This window comes from Xanthomonas sp. LF07-6, from assembly GCF_034105445.1.
GTDB classification, from domain to species: domain Bacteria; phylum Pseudomonadota; class Gammaproteobacteria; order Xanthomonadales; family Xanthomonadaceae; genus Xanthomonas_A; species Xanthomonas_A sontii.
Genome location: NZ_JAXGGI010000011.1, coordinates 137,288 through 152,115, shown reverse-complemented (window position 1 = coordinate 152,115; position 14,828 = coordinate 137,288). Strand labels below are relative to the sequence as shown.

Annotated in this window: 10 protein-coding genes; 2 read left to right on the top strand and 8 right to left on the bottom strand. The window is 70.9% G+C overall.

What is annotated here, in order from left to right:
- Nucleotides 1–47 precede the first annotated feature (47 nt).
- Nucleotides 48–1,211 carry a hypothetical protein gene (locus tag SLW56_RS16280; RefSeq protein ID WP_320695158.1) on the bottom strand — a complete coding sequence of 388 codons (1,164 nt, stop codon included), beginning with the start codon at nucleotides 1,209–1,211 and terminating at the stop codon, nucleotides 48–50.
- A 91-nt stretch (nucleotides 1,212–1,302) separates the two neighbouring features.
- On the bottom strand, nucleotides 1,303–1,443 hold the full coding sequence (locus SLW56_RS16275; RefSeq protein WP_167336259.1) for a hypothetical protein: 141 nt from the start codon (nucleotides 1,441–1,443) through the stop codon (nucleotides 1,303–1,305).
- A gap of 357 nt (nucleotides 1,444–1,800) precedes the next feature.
- Between SLW56_RS16275 and SLW56_RS16270 the strand changes: the two genes are divergently transcribed.
- Nucleotides 1,801–3,492, top strand: a complete 1,692-nt coding sequence (locus SLW56_RS16270; RefSeq protein WP_320695157.1) for an AarF/UbiB family protein — start codon at nucleotides 1,801–1,803, stop codon at nucleotides 3,490–3,492.
- Nucleotides 3,493–3,607: 115 nt separating this feature from the next.
- On the opposite strand, the gene SLW56_RS16265 is transcribed toward SLW56_RS16270, so the two are convergent.
- The 6 genes from SLW56_RS16265 to SLW56_RS16240 form a co-directional block, all read right to left on the bottom strand.
- On the bottom strand, nucleotides 3,608–5,986 hold the full coding sequence (locus SLW56_RS16265; RefSeq protein ID WP_320695165.1) for a DUF3772 domain-containing protein: 2,379 nt from the start codon (nucleotides 5,984–5,986) through the stop codon (nucleotides 3,608–3,610).
- A gap of 232 nt (nucleotides 5,987–6,218) precedes the next feature.
- Complete coding sequence (locus tag SLW56_RS16260; RefSeq protein WP_267103574.1) at nucleotides 6,219–7,241, bottom strand: NAD(P)H-quinone oxidoreductase; 1,023 nt, start codon at nucleotides 7,239–7,241, stop codon at nucleotides 6,219–6,221.
- Nucleotides 7,242–7,698: 457 nt separating this feature from the next.
- Nucleotides 7,699–9,009 carry a histidine-type phosphatase gene (locus SLW56_RS16255; protein ID WP_320695156.1) on the bottom strand — a complete coding sequence of 437 codons (1,311 nt, stop codon included), beginning with the start codon at nucleotides 9,007–9,009 and terminating at the stop codon, nucleotides 7,699–7,701.
- Between the two features lie 8 nt (nucleotides 9,010–9,017).
- The gene (locus SLW56_RS16250; RefSeq protein WP_320695155.1) at nucleotides 9,018–11,519 is read right to left on the bottom strand and encodes a TonB-dependent receptor; all 2,502 of its coding nucleotides are present in this window, start codon (nucleotides 11,517–11,519) and stop codon (nucleotides 9,018–9,020) included.
- A 114-nt stretch (nucleotides 11,520–11,633) separates the two neighbouring features.
- Nucleotides 11,634–12,716 (bottom strand): FecR domain-containing protein, encoded by a 1,083-nt coding sequence (locus tag SLW56_RS16245; RefSeq protein ID WP_320695154.1) that lies wholly within the window; start codon nucleotides 12,714–12,716, stop codon nucleotides 11,634–11,636.
- On the bottom strand, nucleotides 12,709–13,224 hold the full coding sequence (locus SLW56_RS16240; protein WP_026143698.1) for a sigma-70 family RNA polymerase sigma factor: 516 nt from the start codon (nucleotides 13,222–13,224) through the stop codon (nucleotides 12,709–12,711). Before SLW56_RS16240 ends, SLW56_RS16245 begins: the two co-directional genes overlap by 8 nt.
- Nucleotides 13,225–13,589: 365 nt before the next feature.
- On the opposite strand from SLW56_RS16240, the gene SLW56_RS16235 reads away from it, so the two are divergent.
- Nucleotides 13,590–14,660 carry a pirin family protein gene (locus SLW56_RS16235; protein WP_320695153.1) on the top strand — a complete coding sequence of 357 codons (1,071 nt, stop codon included), beginning with the start codon at nucleotides 13,590–13,592 and terminating at the stop codon, nucleotides 14,658–14,660.
- Nucleotides 14,661–14,828: the final 168 nt, after the last annotated feature.

Here is a 14,828-nt window from a genome sequence, read left to right as displayed (position 1 = left end):
GCAAGCCAAAATCCCCAATTGCTTCGGAGCAACGCCCCGTCGCCCCACTACTCCGCCGACGCCGCCTCCAGCACCTGCGCCACCGTCTGCAGCGATCCGCGCACCGAGCCGGACTGCAGCGCCAGCGGCTGGGTCTTGCCGCGCACCACCACCTCCATGCGCTGCGGCACGCCCTGCGCGTTGCCGACGATGCGGTAGGTGGTGTCGCCACGCGCGAAGCTGAGCAGATGGCGGTCGGCGTCGTAGTCCATCGCCTCGCCCTGCGCGTCCGGATACAGCAGGTCCACCCGCTGCTGCGCGCCGATCGCCGCATAGAACGGCTTGCTGCTGCCTCCGTCGCCGACATTGGCGAACACCACGATGCGCTTGCCAGCCGGCGCCAGGCGGAACTCGAGCAGGATCTTGCGCTGACCCACCGCCGTCTCGCCTTCCTCGTCCCACAGGTAGTGCATGTCGGCCACGCGCTTGCCGGCACGGTCGCGGTACACCGTCTCCTGTGCCAGGCCCGGCCCCTCGCTGCGCGCATCCTCCACCACCTCGCGCTCCAGCAGCGGCGCGCCGTCGCGTACCGAATACGTCGCGTACTGGTGCCAGCAACAGCCATCCTTGGTCATGGTGTGGATCTCGCGGGCCTTGGCATCCACCTGAAACAGGCCGCAGTTGCTCTGCGCCAGCTCGGTGAAACCGGGGCTGGCCTCGAAGCCGTCGGCGGTGCCCAGGTACACCTGGTAGGACGGGCCGTGATAGCAGCTGTTCTGCCCGTCCATCACCGCCAGGTCCTTGATCCCGTCGAAATTGAAATCGTCGTAGATCAGCACGCTCTGCTCGCCGTACGGCAGTTCGTGCACGTTGGCCTTGACCTTGCCGCTCTTCGCATCGGTGTCCACCACCAGCTCCGGCGAGGCCACCTCGAGCAGCGGCGTGGCATTGCCGCGGGCGAACACGCGCACGATGCCGGGACGGAACACCTCGCCGCTGTCCTCGATCTCCAAGGTGGCGCGGTAGCGATCGGAGAAGTCCTGCAGGTCGTAACGGCGGTGCGTGCTGGCGGCGAAGGCCTTGGCGTCGAAGTCGTCGCCGGCATACCGCTGGGTCTGCGTCGCGGCGGTCGCGGTCGCGGTCGACGACAACAGCACAAGCAGCAAGGCCAGGCGTGTACGCGCCGACAGCACACGGGCATGGCCAACGGCATGCGAGACGATGAAGGACATGGTGGCGTTCCTGGCGACGGGCAACGGAGGCCAAGGGTAAGGCCGGCCGCGGTGCCCGAAAAGGGGAGGCAGGACGCCTGACCTCGGCGCGTCAGAACAGCGCGCGTGCCAGCGCCCGCAGCGCCGTGCGCGCCTCGGTGGCGATGCCGCCGCCGTCCTCGCCCAGCCAGGCCGCCACGAGCAGCACCACGACCGCCCCAGCCGCCAGCAGCGCGAGCCGACGCCACCTCATCGGTCGAGAGCCCTGCCGAACAGGCAAGGTGCCGGTGCAGCACGTCGCGTGGCTGGCGTCATCTGCCATCGGTCGACGCACCACGACCGTCCGTTGCATCCCTGCCCGCTCACCGCCATCGCCACTCACCCTGCTGCACTGCGCGCTGTTCTCTGGCTCTCGTTGCGGGGCAGGATACGCCGTGGGTGCGTCGTCCCAAGCAACGGCCGCCGCCGGGCTGGCCGACAGCGCCGTCGCCGACCTTGCCGCCGGCACCACGCCCGAGCACCTGCGATCCACGACGCGCAGCGGGATTCACCACGCGACGACCCGGCCGTCGCCACACTCGATCGCGCCCATCCTTGCCCGGAGCCCACCTTGAGCGCGACGCCCGACGCTGCGGCCACCCCGCACGTGATCGGCGGCCTCAGCCGCCGCACCCAGATCCTGCGCCTGCTGCTGCGCTACCGCAGCTCCGGGGTGTTTTCCGGCATGGACATGGAGACCGCCCAGGGCGAGCACGAGCTGCCGCCGGAAGGTACGCCCGAACAGTTCGTCACCGACCTGGAGGCGCTCGGCCCGACCTTCGTCAAGCTCGGGCAGATGCTGTCCACGCGCCCGGACGTGGTGCCGCCGGAGTTCGCCACGGCCCTGGAGCGGATGCAGGAGAACACCACGCCGATTCCGAGCGAACGCATCCGCGAGATCGTCGAGGCCGAGCTGGGCGTCGGCATCAACAAGGCCTTTTCCGCCTTCGACGACACCCCGCTGGGCAGCGCCTCGCTGGCGCAGGTGCACCGCGCCGCGCTGCGCGACGGCACCCCGGTGGCGATCAAGGTGCAGAAGCCCGAGGTCGCCGCGCAGGTGCGCGCGGACCTGGAGGTGCTGCGCAGCTTCGCCAGCGCCGCCGACAAGCTGACCGGGCTGGGCCGGCGCATCCGCTTCGCCGACTGGCTGGCCGAGTTCGGCAAGGCGCTGCTGGCCGAACTGAACTACGAGGCCGAGGCCGAGAACCTGGCGCGCTTCGGCGAGCATCTGCGCCCGTTCCCGCAGCTGTGGGTGCCGCAGCCGGTGTGGGACCTGAGCAGCCGCCGCGTGCTGACCATGCAGCTGGCCGAAGGCGTGCGCGTGGACAAGATCTCCGGGCTGCGCCGCACCGAGCAGCCGATGGACGACCTGGCCGCGGCGCTGGTGCGCGGCTACCTGGACCAGATGTTCGTGCACGGCGAGATCCACGCCGATCCGCATCCGGGCAACCTGCGCGTGCTCGCCGACGGACGCCTGGCGATCTTCGACCTGGGCATGGTCGCGCACGTGCCGCCGAAGCTGCGCGAGCGCCTGCTCAAGCTGCTGTTCGCCGCGGTCGACGGCCGCGGCGAGGAAGTGGCCGAGGAAACCATCGCGCTGAGCACGCGCCTGGAGGACTTCGACGAGGAGCGCTACCAGCGCGAGACCGGGCAGATGATCGCCCGCTACGCGGCGCACGACGCGATGTCCGAAGGCCGGGTGGTGCTGGACCTGGTGCGCATCGCCACCGCCTACGGGCTGCGCACGCCGCCGGAGCTGAGCCTGCTCGGCAAGACCCTGCTCAACCTGGAAGCGGTGTGCCGGGCGCTGTCGCCGCACCTGGACACCCGCGTGATAGTTGAGGACCAGTTGCAGCACGTGATGCGCGCGCGCCTGAAGAAGTCGCTGTCGGCGGCCAACCTGGCCAGCGAGGCGATGGAACTGCAGGCGCTGCTGCGCGAAGGCCCGCGCCGCATCTCCGACATCCTCACCCTGGCCGCGGAGAACCGCCTGCAGGTGCGCGTGGCAGGGCTGGAGGAATCGCGGCTGATGGAGAGCCTGCAGAAGATCGCCAACCGCGTCGCCGCCGGCATCGTCACCGCCGCGCTGATCCTGGCCTCCACGCAGATGATGCGCATCGACACCGGCAGCAAGCTGTTCGGCTACCCGGCCATCGCGATGGTGCTGTTCCTGCTCGGCGTGATCCTGGGCCTGGGCATCGTCGTCAGCGCGGTGCTGTTCGACCGGCGCATCCGCGTGCGCGAGGAACGCGGGAGGCGCTAGAAGCCGGGAGTGGGGAATCGGGAATGGGGAATCGCAGGAGCGGCTTCAGCTGCGACCTGCGGCGCCGACAGCTGGCCGCCGAAGCCGCTTCGCGCTCCATCACTCCCCGATCCGGCTACTCCTGCGGATCGCGTAAAAGCTTCACCTCCTGCGGCGACTCCAGGGCGATGCCCTCCTCGGCCAGGCGCTGCAGCAGGGCGAAGAACAGTTCGCTGCGGGTGCCGTAGGTCAGCCGCGGCGAGGCCACGTAGGCGAAGCTGTTGAGGGTGACGTGGCCGTTGGCGATGGAGTCGATGAACACCGACGGCGCCGGGTCGTCCAGCACGCCCGGGTGCGCCGCGTACAGCTCCAGCAGCAGCGCGCGCAGCTTGACCACGTCGGTACTCAGCGACACCGCGAACTGGATCTGCACCCGGCCCAGCGGCCCGGCCAGAGTCATGTTGCGCAGGGTCTTGGTGATCAGTTCGGAGTTGGGCACGATCAGGGTGGAGCGGTCGCCGACCTGGATCTCGGTGGCGCGCACGCTGATCCGGCGCACGTCGCCTTCCTGGTCGCCGATCTTGATCCAGTCGCCGATCTTGACCGGGCGCTCGGCGAGCAGGATCAGGCCGGACACGAAGTTCTGGGTGATCGACTGCAGGCCGAAACCGATACCGACCGACAGCGCGCTGACCACCAGCGCGATCCGCTCCAGGCCGATGCCCAGCGCGGCAAGCGCCCACAACGCCGCCAGGATGATGCCGACGTAGCGCGCCACCGTGCTGATCGAGTTGCGCGAGCCGTCGTCCAGTTCGGTCTTGGGCAGGTAGGTCTGGGTCAGCCAGCGATGCAGGTACTGCATGACGCCCAGACCGAGCAGCAGCACCAGCACCGCGCGGGCGATCGCGCCCGGATACAGCACCACCTTGTCGCTGAGGCGGATGCCATCGGACAGCAGCGAGAACCAGTCCGAGACGATCGAGACGTTGGTGCCGAACGGCATCAACAGCGCGCCGACACCGATCAGCAACAGCACCACCCGTATCAGTGCCGAGGTCAGCACCCCGGCCTGCTCCAGGCTGCTCGAACGCACCCCGAACGCGCCATTGGCGGCGCGGCCGATGCGGCCTTCGCTGGCGAACAGCCACAACGCGAAGTCGTCGGCGAAGGTCATCAGCAGGCGGATCGCGCCGACGATCATGGTGATCCAGATGATCTGCCGGGTGATGAACAGGCCCAGGTGCAGATAGCCCAGCAGCGCCGCCAGCAGCGCCACCACCACCGCGACCTTGACCAGCACGCCGATCAACGCCAGCGCACCGCCGTGCTGCCCGGGCGGCGGCGGTTGCGCATTGGCCAGGGCCTGCGCCGCCGCTTCGGCGTACTGGCGCCGGCGCAGCCGCGACAGGCTGGTCAGGGTGGCCAGGATCAGCACGCCGTAGACCAGCGCGATCACCCCGTCGGCGGCGACGGTGGCCGAGTCGCTGGTGCGCGCGGCCTGGTTGATCACCAGCAGCATGCTGCTGAGCCAGGCCAGCGCCGCGGTGGCCCAGGTGTACTTGCGCAGGCGTCGCGCGGTGGCGTCGTCGATCGGGAACAGCCGCCAGCTCGGCTGGTTCGGCAGCAGCACGCTGGCGCCGAGCGAGCCCATGAAGGCCGCGGCGAAGCTGACCACCACGAAGCCGTTGAGTACCGCGTCCAGGCGCTCCGGCACCGCATCGATGCTGCGCAGCGCCTCGGCCAGGGCCAGCGCGGCCAGGCCCGGGGTCAACGTGCCCAGCAGCAGGAACCAGATCGCCAGACCCGACCGGCGCAGGCGGCTGCCCGGCGCGCGCGACACCGCATAGCGCTTGCCCAGCCAGCGCAGCAGGTAGCGCAGCGGGAACAGCAGGATCAGCGCGATGGCGATGCCGACGCCAAGCGCGCCGCTGCCATGCTCGGCGATCGCGTCCTGCAGCGACTGCATGCCGAGCGTGTACAGCGCCAGCAGCTTGGCCTGGTCGTCGGGGAAATCGGCGGCGATCTGCTTCCACAGCGCCGGCGACAGCGGCGACGGCGAACGCAGCGACAGCTCCTGGCTGAAATGCTCGGCGCGCGCGCGTTCGATCTCGTCGGCCAGCTGCCGCGCCTCCACCACCATCAGCTTGCCGCGCTTGACCCCCGAGTCCAGGCTGTCGCGCTGCTTGGTCAGCGCCTTGCGCTGCGCGGCGATGTCGGGCGAGTCGCCGGTGGCGGCGGGGCCGAGCTGCTGCAGGCGTGCCTCCACCTGGGCCAGCTGCGGCGCCAGGGCGTCGACCGCGGTCTGCGCATCGTTGGAGGCGTCGGAGACCTGCGTGACCAGGTTCTGGAAGGCGGCCTGGTTGCCTGCATCCACTTCCTTGCCGCGCGCGTCCTTCAGCGACTTTGCGGCGTTGTCCAGCAGGGTCTGCGGGTCGGGCGGCGCGTCGGCGGCGTCCTGCGGCTGGGCCGACGCCACCGCCGCGCACAGCCACAACAGCAGCAGGGCGTAACGCAACAGGGAAGAGGACGACGCGGAACGGGGCAGCAGGCGCACGCAGGGACCGGCACAGGCAAGCGCGGACCACCGCGCGTGCGGCGCACTATACGGCGCGGTGCTTGAACCAGGCCAGCGGCGGGCGCGGGCACGCGTGCCGTGTGGGCGCACCGGTGCCTGCGCCGGCTGCCTGTCGCGACCGAAGCGCGCCGCTCCTACGACGGCAGACGGGTCGCCACGACCGATACCCGGTTCACCGCGCGTCCGTCGTCAGCACGATCTTGCCGATATGCGCGCTGGATTCCATCAGCGCATGCGCCTGCGCCGCCTCCTGCAGCGGGAAGCAGCGGTCCACCTGCGGCTTGATGCGACCCTCTGCCAGCAACGGCCACACCCGCTGCTCCAGTTCGCGCGCGATCGCCGCCTTTTCCATCACCGAGCGCGGACGCAGGGTCGAGCCGGTGTGGGTCAGCCGCTTGGCCAGCAGCGGCATCAGGTCCAGTTCGCGCACCTTGCCCTGCTGGATGCCGATCTGCACGATGCGCCCGTCCAGCGCCGCGGCCTGGTAGTTGCGCGCCAGGTAGTCGCCGCCGATCAGGTCCACGATCACGTCCGCGCCGCGACCCTCGGTCAGGCGCTTGGTCTCGGCGACGAAGTCCTCCTCGCGATACAGGATCGCCGCCTCCGCGCCCAGCGCCAGGCTGGCGGCGCGCTTGTCGGCCGAGCCGACGGTACTGATCACCCGCGCGCCGAAGGCCCGCCCGAGCAGCGTGGCCACGCTGCCGATGCCGGAGGTACCGCCGTGCACCAGCAGGGTCTCGCCGGACTGCAGGCGGCCGCGCTGGAACACGTTGGTCCACACGGTGAAGAAGGTTTCCGGCACCGCCGCGGCCTCGGTCAGGCTCAGCGCCGCCGGCACCGGCAGGGCGTTGCGCTCGTGCACCACCGCGTATTCGGCATAACCGCCGCCGGCGACCAGCGCGCAGACCTGATCGCCCAACCGGTAGCGCTCCACGCCCTCGCCCAGGCCGACCACCTCGCCGGCGAACTCCAGCCCCGGCAGCGGCGAGGCGCCCGGCGGCGGCGGATAGCTGCCCTGACGCTGCATCACGTCGGGCCGGTTGACGCCGGCCGCAGCCACCCGCACCAGCAGTTCGCCGCGCCCGGGATGCGGCAGCGGCACGCGCACCGGCACCAGCACCTCGGGCGCACCGGGCTGGCGGATCTCGATCGCGGTCATGGTGTCGGGCAACGCGGCGGCGTGGGTCGGGGACATGGCGGGGTCCTGGCAAAGAGCGCGGCGCACGCAGGCGCAGACGCGTGGGGGAACCGCGATGATCGACCTTCCGCGCTGAGGGGTCCGTGACGGCGGGCGATGTTCGCGATGAAGTGCACGAAAGACCTGCCTGGTCCTCTCAGGCCGTCTGCAGTCGGGACGGAAGTCCCTCCCACACCTGCGCGCACTCGCATCTTCCGACACAGCCTGCCCGAGGCAGGCGCAGAACGAAGCATCAACTGTCATGCAGCCGTGACGCGCGAATTGGTGTGCTTTCCGATGGCGCAATGCGTCGGGACTGAAGTCCCTCCCACAGTGCACCCGTCGGGCTCGCCGCACGCCCCTGTGGGAGCGACTTCAGTCGCGACGCGCGTGACGATGACCGCCAGTCACTTCCACCGCCAAAGGTGTCGAGGCGTAACGCTCCGCTCACGCAAGCGCTCAAGGTAGGCGGCGTCTACTCGCCCACTGGCGCCGCCTGCGCCGGCCACTCGGTCATCGCCGGCACGGCAGCCTCGACCCGCTGCGGATCCAGCCGCGCCTGCAGCGCCGGCAGGGCGATCGCCAGCGGACAGCGCAGACGGCCGCCGCAGCCGGGCAGCGGCCAGCGCCGCTCGCGCAGGCTGCGACGGTCGAAGCGGTTGGCCCGCAGCGCCGGCAAGGTCGGCACCACGCTGCGCAGTTGCAGGAAGTCCTGGCCGTCCTGCCGCACCAGGTCCAGCAGCAGCGCACCGCCGGGCGGATACGCGTCCGGCTGGCCGCGCACGATGGGATCGATGCCAAACAGGCCGGCCAGATGCGCCAGGTTGGTGTCGTGGCCCAGCAGCACCAGCGCGCGCGTGTCCGCTGGCGCCAGCGGTGCCACCGCCGGCACCTGCCCGGCCGCGGCCTGCAACGTCGCCAGCAGGTGCGCGAGCAGGTTGGAGCCACCGGCACGCGCCGCCGGCAGCGCCCGCTTGCTGTAGGCGAAGGAGGCGTTGTGCAGGCCGATCAGCCGCTGCAGCGCCGCGGCATCGGCACGCCCCCAGGCCACCTGCGGCAACGGCAGGCCCTGGGCATACTCCAGCATCAGGTTCTCGGCCAGGCTGCCGGCGGTCTTCAAGACCTTGGCCGCCTGCGCCGGATCCTGCAGCCGCTGCGGATCGTCCAGGCGCGGCGAAGCCTGCGCAGCGCAGGTCGACCCCGCACAGCCGGACAGCACCCGCTGCAGCGCCCGCAGCCGGCTGCGCGTGGCCGCGTCCAGCTGCAATGGAGGCGCGGGCGCATCGTCGTCCTTGTCCTCGTCCTTGCCGAAATGGAACAGCGGATTGTTCTGCGTCGTCGGCAACGCCAGGTAGTGCGCCTGGCATCCCGGCAGCAGTCCCTCGGTGAAGGCGGCCGCGCTGTCGTGGTTGCGCGGCGTACTGTCGCCGATCACCACCGCGCCGGACCGGGCGCAATCCGGCGCCAGCGCCGCCGTGGACAGCCAGCGCTGCCGGTAGCGCGCACCCAGCGCCTGCATGCCGGCGGCGCCGTGCGCCGTGAGCTGGCCGGGTGCCACCGGCCATTGCGGCCAGGGTTGCGCGGCGTACTTGGCCAGGTCGTCTGGCGATTGCGTCGGTGCGCGCACGCCGTGGCGCATCACCACGATCGTCAGGCGTACCTCCGCCGCGTTCGATGCCGCGGCAGGCTTGGGCGATGCCGCCGCCGGCCAGGCGGCGCTGGCGACGCAAAGCACCGCGGCCAGGCGCCATCCGCTGCGCACGCGTGCGAATCGGGAAGCGAACATGGCCGGCCTCAGAACTTCAGCGACAGGTCGAGGAACACGCCGCGCCCGGCCAGGCCGAAGTACAGCGGCTGGTTGTCGGAAGAGCGGGTGCCGGCGTAGCCGATCAGCGCATGCCGGTTCAGCAGGTTGTTGACGTCCATGCTGATCGAGTAGCCCTTCAGGCCGTACGGCCCGTGCGTGCTGCGGTAGCCCAGCGCCGCATCCAGGCTGGCGTAGCCGCCCAGGCGCTGGTCGTTGCCGAACACGGTGGCGCCATTGGCCGCGGTGGTGTTGTCCACGCCGTACTGCGCGCCCACCACCTTCTCCATCAGCGAACCGAAGTAGCCGGTGCCGCTGTTGTACAGCAGGCCCAGGGCGGCGGTCACCCGCGGCGTGCCGGCGACCTGGGTGCTGCTGTGCTTGTAGGTGGCGTCGTTGTAGCTGGCGTTGGCGTACAGGCTCAGGATCGGCGTCAGCGCGTAGGTGGCCTCGGCCTCGGCGCCGCGGTACACCGCACCGCCGCCGTTGACGAAGGCGCTCTCGGTGCCGCTGTCGGTGTTGATCAGGGTCTGGCTGATGTAGTTGCTGAAGTCGATGTAGTAGATGTCGGCGCCGAAGGTCAGGCCGCGCGCGGCATAGCTGGTGCCGAGTTGGTAGTTGCTGGTCAGCTCCGGGCGCAGGCCACGGGCGCCGTTGAGTTCGATCACGTCGATCGGCGGCGCCAGGAAGCCGCGCGCGGCCTGCACATAGCCGCTCCAGTGCTCGTTGAAGCTCTGGTGCAGGCTCAGCGACGGCAGCGTGGCGTCGTAGCTGGCCTCGCTGTGCGCCGGCGCCGGCGGCGTGCTCTTGTTGAGTTCGGCATCGAGTTGGCGCTGCACCCGCGCGTAGCGCAGGCCCGGACTGAGGGTCAGGCTGTCGCTGAGCTTCCAGTCGTACTGCAGGTACGGCTGCAGGGTGTCGGTACGGTCGTGCAGGTTGTAGTTGTACAGCGGGCCGTACTTGGTGCCGCTGGCCGCGCCGGTCGTCATGTCCACCGGCAACTGCTGGCGCTCGTCGAGGTTGCGCTCCACCCACACGCCGGTCTGCAGCTGGCCCGGACCGAGGTCCCGCGCCAGACGCAGCACGTCGCCGAAGGCGCGGAAGTCGTTGTCCGAGAGCTTGCCCGGCACGTCCTTGGCGGCCTTGGACAGCTTCTTGCCGGTCGCGCTGTAGAAGGTCACGCCGTTGTCGGCAGCGCTCTCGCTGGTGGGGATGCTGGTCTTGGAAGCGGTGTGGTCGAAGCTGTTGTAGTAGACCTTGTTGTCCAGGTCCCACTCGCCCAGGCGCGTGCTCAGGCCCAGGTAGGTGAAGCTGGAGTAGTAGGCCGCGGCGTTGTAGCCGGTGTAGTTCTGCAGGGTCGGATCGTTGCCCAGGCCGTAGCGCCAGCCATGCTGCGCGATCTGCGCGCGGGTGGCGCCCTGCACGGTGTTCTGGTGCTCCTGGTTGTAACTGCTGACGAAGGTCAGCGTGGTCGCCTCGCCGAGGTCGCTGACGGTCTTGAGGAAGGCATGCTCGCGGCGGTCGTCGGTGCCCTTGAGGTAGGTGTCGCTGGCTTCCTTGGACAGGTCCGCGAACAGGCGCGTGTTGCCGATGTGCTCGTCGGCGCTGACGCCGCCGGCCCAGGTGTTCCAGCTGCCGCCGGTGCCGTACACGGTCACGCCGTCGACCTCGCTGGGATTGCGCGTGCGCAGCGCCAGGGTGCCGCCGAAGGTGGCGTTGCCGATGGTGGCGCCGCCGCCGGGGCCGCGGTCGATCTCGGCCTGGCCGAGCACGTGGTTGTTGAAGTAGGCCGAGGTGGTGTGGTGCAGATCGCTGGCATCGCCGAACGGGATGCCGTCGAAGGTGATGTTGAACTGGCCGTCCTGGAAGCCGCGGATGCTGACGCCTTCGTTCTTGCCCAGGCCGGGGCCTTCCGGCGAAGTAGTGACCACGCTGGGCGCGTACTTGATGATGTCGTCGTAGTTGGAATTCAGGCGCAGGCCGTCGCGGATGAAGCGCTCGTCGATCACCGAGGTCGGCTGGCTCGCCTCCAGCGGCGCGGCGCTGGGCGCCAGCGTGTCGACGCTGTTGGCGGTGACGTTGATCGGCGCCAGTTCGCGCGGGCCGTCGTGTTCGCCGTCGACCTCGCCACGGGCCGGGGCGGCGCTGCGCGGCGCCCGTGGGGCGGCGGCAGGCGCGGCGGCGACGCTGCTGCGCACGATCGCGACCGAGCTGGGCGTCAGCATGCGGTAGTCCAGGCCGGTGCCGGCGAGCAAGGCATGCAACTGCTGCGACGGCGCCAGGCCGGCCGGGGCGCCGCTGCTGCGCAGGCCTTCGGCCAGCGCCGGGTCGTACATCAGTTGCAGCCCGCTGCTGCGCGCGAACTGGTCCAGCGCCTGCGCCAGCGGCATGGGCGCGATGGCTTGGGCCGCGGTGGCGGGCGCCGACCAGGCCGGCAGCGAGGACGTGCAGCCCAACAGCAGGGCGATGGAGACGACGAGAGGCTTGCGCATGACGATCACACCGGAGGGGAGGAAGGGCGGCCCCGCGCGTGCTGCGCGACGGCCATGCTTCCTAGGAGTGCCCCGGTGCGCCGTGCGGCTACCGTCGATTGCATGAATTTTTTCTTACAGCGGTGCCGGTGCGTGGCGGATGGTCACCGCGTGCGCATCGCGCTGCACCTGCACGTCCGGCAGGCTGCCGAGATACGCGACGAAGGCCTCCGGATCGCGCAGATGGAACACGCCGCTGACCCGCCGCGCCGCCAGCGCCGGGTCGGCGATGCGCAGCGGCTGCGTGGTGTAGGCGTTGAACAGGCGCGCCACTTCGCCCAGGCTGCGATCGTGCACGCCGACCTGCGCCGGCAGCCAGGCAGTGGCGTCGGCGATGTCGGCGTGGTCGCGCCGCGCCAGCACGCGGCCCTGCGCATCCACCCGCGCCTGCTGGCCGCCGCCCAGGTCGGCTAGCGTCGTCCCCTCCGACGGCAGGTCGCCGCGGCGCCACCACGCCGGGGTATCGCGCGACACCTGCACCCGCCCCTGCAGCACGGTGACGCGGGCGCCGCCGGCCTGCGGGTCGACCCCGAACACGGTGCCGACGTCGCGCAGCACCAGCGCGCCGACGCTGACCCGCAGCGGCCGCGCCGGATCGTGGCCGAGATCGAACACCGCCTTGCCGCGCAGCAGGGCGATGTCGCGACGCTGCGTGCCGTAGCGCACCGCGATCGCGCCACCGCGCTCCAGTTGCACCACGCTGCCGTCGTCCAGCGCGACGCTGCGCGGCGCGTCCGCTGGCGCTGCGTACACCGTCGCCGGCACCTGCTCCGGCGCGCTCAGGCGCAGCGCCACACCCACGGCGGCCAGCGCGAGCACGGCGGCGGCCGCCAACGGCCAGCGCCTGCGCCGTGGCAGGACACGACGCGGGTGGGGCACCGACGTCGGCGTGTCCACATCCGGGCGCAGCGGCACCACCACCGCCCCGCTGCGCAAGGCATGCGCGCGCAGCTGCGCACTGCTGGCCTGCTGCGCCTGCGCCGCGGACGGCAGGTCGCCGTGCATCCGCGCGATGTCGAAATAGGCGGCCACGTGCGCCGGCGACTGCCGCAGCCAGGCCAGGAACTCGGCCTGCCGCGCCGGCGGCAACGCGGTCTCGCGCTGCGCCAGGTACCAGTCCGCGGCCGCCTCGGCGACGCGCTGCGGATCCTCACGCATAGCGCGCCATGCCCTGCCGGCACACCGCCAGGCCCTTGATGATGTATTTCTTGACCATGTGGCTGGAGATCTGCAGTTGCTCGGCGATTTCCTGGTAGCCCAGTTCGTCGCGGTAGCGCAGCGTCATCGCCGCGCGACACTTCGGCGGCAGCCGTGCCATCAGCTCGGCCAGGCGCTGCCGGCGCTGCGCGCGGTGCACCTGTGCATCGGCCTCGCAGGGCACCGCCAGCCGCTCCAGCACATCATCCAGGCAGGTGTCGCGCTGGCTGTTGCGCTGATGCAGCAGCGCGTGCTCGCGCATCAGGTTGGCGGCGATGGTGAACAGGTAGGCTTCGGGATTGGCGATCTCCGGCGCATGCGCCTCGCTGCGCTGCAGCCGCAGCCACACTTCCTGCAACAGGTCGTCGGCATCCCAGGCCGCGGCGCGGCGCTTGCGGAAATAGCGGCTCAGCGACGGCCGCCATTGCAGGAACAGCCGCGACAACGCCGGCAGGGGTTCGGAACGCACCAGCCACTCGCAATGCCGGCGCCATCGGCAGCCGGCGGATTCGGAAAGGCTGCGATGCTGGTCCTCGGCGATGACAGTCCGATGACGCACGGGTCGTGCGGGCGCGGAGGAGCGGTTGCGCCCCGGCGAGCATTCAGTTCAGCGCTGACTGCCGGGTTCGCGCGATCGGGGCATGCAACGCGGCCGGCCACCGCGCCTGCGCCCGCGCCACGCGAGCGGCGGCGGCGGCGGCGGCGGCGCATCCCAGCGTTTCCCGTGCGGGACAGGATGTCTCTCGGACCGGCCTTCCGTTCCATCGGCGTCGCCCCATATCGTGAAGGTTGCCGCGTCCAATCTTGGGCGGCGTTCGCATGAAGGATCTCTCCATGACCGACCCCATCGTCCAGATCAAGCCGCTTGGCTTCCCTTGGGACACGATCGACCCGTTCCTGTTCTGCGTCTACCACGACGATGCCTACCCCGCCGGCAACGGTGCGATGGGGCCGGCGGCGTCCCTGCATGGCCGCGCCATCGGCCAGGACTTCAGCCGCAAGGACGGCTGGAGCATGTATCACGGCGAGGAGATTCCCGGCTTTCCCGGTCATCCGCACCGTGGCTTCGAGACCGTGACCATCGTGCGCAAGGGCCTGATCGACCATGCCGATTCGCTCGGTGCGGCGGCGCGCTTCGGCGCCGGCGACGTGCAGTGGGTGACGGCCGGCGCGGGCATCGTCCATTCGGAGATGTTCCCGCTGCTGGACACGGCCGCACCCAACCCGCTGGAGCTGTTCCAGATCTGGCTCAACCTGCCGGCGCGCAACAAGCTGGCTGCGCCGCACTTCACCATGTTCTGGTCGGAAGACCTGCCGCGCTTCACCGCCACCGACGATGCCGGCCGCACCACCGAGGTGGCCTGCGTGGCCGGCCGCATCGGCCCGGTCGACGCCGCGCCCGGCAGCGCCAGCGGCCCGCTCGCGCCGCCACCGGATTCGTGGGCCGCGCAGGACGATGCCGATGTGGCCATCTGGACGATCCGCATGGCACCCGGCGCACGCTGGACCCTGCCCGCCGCGCAAGGACGCGGCACGCGCCGCAGCCTGTACTTCTTCAAGGGCGCAGCGGTGACGGTGGGCGGGCGCCCGGTGACCCGCCACGCGGCGATCGAGCTGCGCGCCGATCAGGCGGTCGAGTTGGTCAATGGCGACGGCGAGGCGAGCGAGTTCCTGGTGCTGCAAGGCCGACCGATCGCCGAACCGGTGGCGCAACACGGTCCGTTCGTGATGAATACGCAGGCCGAGATCGCCCAGGCCATGGCCGACTATCGCCGCACCCAGTTCGGCGGCTGGCCATGGCGGGACGAGGCGCCGGTGCACGGCAGCGACCCGACCCGCTTCGCGCGACATCCCGATGGGCGCGAGGAACGGCCGGCGTCGCGCGCGGTCGGCGCCGACGGCTAGGGCGTGTCGCCGATGCGAGAGGACGCCGCGTTCCCAGCCTCGTACCCTCCAATTCTGCGAGTCGCTTGGCGCCGTCCCCTCACCCTACCCCCCGCTCCGCGCCCCGGCCCGCGCTTGCGGCGCGGGCGCTCCAGGTGCGCGCGCCAGTGGCGCGCAGGCCGCGCCCTG

Excerpts from the sequence above, each read along its gene's own strand:
- SLW56_RS16275 (WP_167336259.1), bottom strand. The coding sequence starts at position 1,443 with ATGAGGTGGCGTCGGCTCGCGCTGCTGGCGGCTGGGGCGGTCGTGGTG.
- SLW56_RS16255 (WP_320695156.1), bottom strand. The coding sequence starts at position 9,009 with ATGTTCGCTTCCCGATTCGCACGCGTGCGCAGCGGATGGCGCCTGGCC.
- SLW56_RS16250 (WP_320695155.1), bottom strand. The coding sequence starts at position 11,519 with ATGCGCAAGCCTCTCGTCGTCTCCATCGCCCTGCTGTTGGGCTGCACG.
- SLW56_RS16245 (WP_320695154.1), bottom strand. The coding sequence starts at position 12,716 with ATGCGTGAGGATCCGCAGCGCGTCGCCGAGGCGGCCGCGGACTGGTAC.
- SLW56_RS16260 (WP_267103574.1), bottom strand. The coding sequence starts at position 7,241 with ATGTCCCCGACCCACGCCGCCGCGTTGCCCGACACCATGACCGCGATC.
- SLW56_RS16235 (WP_320695153.1), top strand. The coding sequence starts at position 13,590 with ATGACCGACCCCATCGTCCAGATCAAGCCGCTTGGCTTCCCTTGGGAC.
- SLW56_RS16280 (WP_320695158.1), bottom strand. The coding sequence starts at position 1,211 with ATGTCCTTCATCGTCTCGCATGCCGTTGGCCATGCCCGTGTGCTGTCG.